The sequence below is a fragment of the Haloferax sp. s1 genome, assembly GCF_058382125.1.
This window is the reverse complement of sequence record NZ_JBZRPK010000051.1, coordinates 1-710: the sequence shown is the minus strand read 5'-3', so window position 1 is coordinate 710 and position 710 is coordinate 1. Positions and strand designations below refer to the sequence as shown.

Genomic DNA, 710 nt, shown 5'->3' with positions numbered 1-710 from the left:
TCGTGCTCGTCAGTCTCGATCTCAACCTCGCCGTGGTCGCGTTCAATCTCGACATCCTCGTTTTCGAACTCGAGGTCGTCCGAATCGTCCTCGAACTTGTTGCCGCCGCGCTCGTACTCGATTTCGTCAGTTTCGACCTCCGCGCTCTCACCGTGCTGCTCGATGTCCAGATCCTCGAAGTCGATATCGACTTCTTCGCCGCCGTCGTCACTCTCGAAGTCGAGACCGTCTTCGTGGTCTTCGACCTCGAGGTCGTCATCGTCTTGTTCGATCTCGTGGTCGCCTGACTCCGCTTCGACCTCGTCGCCGTCGTTTTCGAAGTCGAGGTCTGCTTCGTCGTCTTCGACCTCGACGTCCTCATCATCCTGTTCGATATCCAGGTCCTCGAAGTCGATATCGACTTCGTCATCGTCCTCGTTGGACTCGAAGTCGAAATCGTCCTCGAAGTCATCGATCTCGAGGACGTCGCCGTCGTGTTCGATTTCGCCATCCTCAGTGTCGACCTCTACCTCGTCGCTATCGTCGCTGTTATCACCACCGTCGTCGTCATCTGCGACCGTCTCGTGGTCGCTGACGGGACCGACATCGGGCGGGTCCGTTGCTAACTCAGAGCTGACAGCGTCCCCCGATACCGCGACCGCTGCCGGCGCCGCGGTGCCGATGAGCAGGGCGACCACGAGGAACGTAATCAGCGCGAATCTATTACTTTG

The 710-nt window shown here is 58.5% G+C and carries 1 pseudogene; it reads right to left on the bottom strand.

What is annotated here, in order from left to right:
* A pseudogene (locus tag QT222_RS00300) lies at nucleotides 1-710 on the bottom strand (hypothetical protein); the annotation flags it as partial.